Origin of the sequence: Acinetobacter sp. YH12131 (assembly GCF_013418635.1) — a bacterium.
GTDB lineage: Bacteria > Pseudomonadota > Gammaproteobacteria > Pseudomonadales > Moraxellaceae > Acinetobacter > Acinetobacter towneri.
Window position 1 is genome coordinate 1 of record NZ_VPBQ01000045.1, and the last position, 2,028, is coordinate 2,028.

Genomic DNA, 2,028 nt, shown 5'->3' on the forward strand with positions numbered 1-2,028 from the left:
GCATGTTCCGCGTCCTTGCAATACTGTGTTTACATACAGTCTATCGCTTAGCGGAAAGTTCTTTTACCCTCAGCCGAAATGCCTGCCGTTGCTAGACATTGCCAGCCAGTGCCCGTCACTCCCACTCTATTGATGTGTGCTTAAAAAACAGGAGGGTTTAACTTGGTAAACTATACATACTCATTAGGAGTTTACCATGAGCAAGAAACAGAAGACTTACACCGCAGAATTTAAAGCTGAAGCCATAAAAGCCATTGAAGAGAACCAAGGTAATGTATCGGAATCCGCTAGACAACTTGGCATTTCAATGCAAACCCTTTCGAACTGGAATAACAAAGCAAAGGCTGGAACTTTAGCAGGCACAAAACAGTATTCGCCCGATCTAAACGCCTTACTCGAAGAAAATAAGAAGCTTAAACAACAGCTCAAAACAGCTGAAATGGAACGTGAATTTTTAAAAAAGGCAGCAGCGTACTTTGCCAAAGAAAGTCAGTGAGGTACGCCTATATGAAATCGCAAAGCCACTTATTTCCGATTATTTTAATGGCTCGATTACTTCGTGTATCCGTTTCTCGCTTTTATGATTGGCTAAAGCGAGGCATGAGTAAAAGATCAATTCAGCGAAATCAGCAGACAATTTTGGTCAAAATAGCCCATGAAGAAACCAAACAAAGCTATGGCTATGTTCGATTAACCAAGCATTTACAAGCGCAAGGTATCAAAATAAGTACGTATGCTGTGCGCCAAATAAAAAAATCAAATCAGTTGTATTGTAAGCGCCATAAGCGTTTCAAAAGAACCACGAACAGTGATCACAACCGTTCTATTTATGACAATTTACTCAAGCAACAGTTTTCAATGACGAAGCCTAATCTTGCGTGGTCGAGTGACATTACCTACATTTGGACGGCTGAGGGCTGGTTGTACTTGGCAGCTGTCAAAGATCTTTACACGAAACAGGTTGTTGGCTATAGCTTAAATGAGCGCATGACAGCCAAGCTTGTTTGTGATGCATTGAATATGGCTATTCGCAATCAGAAACCTGCTAAAGATCTCATTGTACATTCAGATAGAGGCAGCCAATATTGCAGTAATGAATATCGAAACTTACTTGAGAAATTTGATTTTCAGGGTTCAATGAGCAAAAAAGGCGACTGCTTTGATAATGCACCGATAGAGAGTTTCTGGGGCATACTCAAAAATGAACTAGTCCATCATCGCAACTACAAAACAAGGGAAGAAGCCAAAGCGGATATTACAAAATATATAGAGTTATTTTATAATCAGCGAAGAATTCAAAAAGGCTTGGATTTTAAGACACCAAATCAAATGGCAGAAGACTTTTATCGGTTAGCTGCCTAGAATCTCCCAAGTGAAAGTCTCCTGCTAATTCAGCACACATCACTGTTGATAAATTTTCTAAACAAAAAGGATCAAACTAATCTATAAGCTTTGTGGGTTAGAAAAAAAATAACTCACTTTGCATTGATCATATTTAAATTCTTGTTTTATCCATAGCACTAACCTATTAATTTTAAAAAATAATAGGTACTGGCTAAATAGCAAATCGATACATATCTTTTTCATAGAGGAAATATGATTTTAGTAAGTTCTTGTCTGGCTGGCTTAAAGGTACGTTATAACGGGACGCATAGCTTAAACGAAAAAATCGAAAAATTAGTCAAAGATGGAAAAGCTACTATGGTATGTCCAGAGATTCTTGGCGGTTTATCAACACCACGCGAACCTGCCGAGATTTCGGGAGGTAATGGCGATGATGTCTTAGATGGAAAAGCCTGTGTAATTGAAAAATCAGGAAAGGATGTGACTTCAATCTATATTGAAGGGGCATATAGAACTTTAAAAAAAGTTCAATTATTAAAAGCTACTCTGGTAGTGCTTAGGTAGTGTTCAAAAAACTGTGTCATTTCCTTAAACTGTTAAAAACAGGAATGATGCATTATGGCAACTACATTTGATTTTGAAACAGCCTTAAAACAACTCCAGTCAGGACAAGCACTGACTGGA

At 38.2% G+C, this 2,028-nt stretch carries 2 protein-coding genes; both read left to right on the plus strand.

The genetic code is table 11. The features are described 5' to 3' along the window. Nucleotides 1-196 precede the first annotated feature (196 nt). A protein-coding gene (locus tag FTU66_RS13490) for an IS3 family transposase (protein WP_119285041.1) occupies nucleotides 197-1,362 on the plus strand; the annotation gives its coding sequence in 2 pieces (ribosomal slippage) (nucleotides 197-455 and nucleotides 455-1,362; 1,167 coding nt in all). 234 nt (nucleotides 1,363-1,596) lie between these two features. Next, on the plus strand, nucleotides 1,597-1,908 hold the full coding sequence (locus tag FTU66_RS13495) for a DUF523 domain-containing protein (protein WP_180112950.1): 312 nt from the start codon (nucleotides 1,597-1,599) through the stop codon (nucleotides 1,906-1,908). The last annotated feature ends 120 nt before the right edge of the window (nucleotides 1,909-2,028 follow it).

Coding starts and splice junctions, on each gene's coding strand:
- FTU66_RS13495 (WP_180112950.1), top strand. CDS start 1,597: ATGATTTTAGTAAGTTCTTGTCTGGCTGGCTTAAAGGTACGTTATAAC.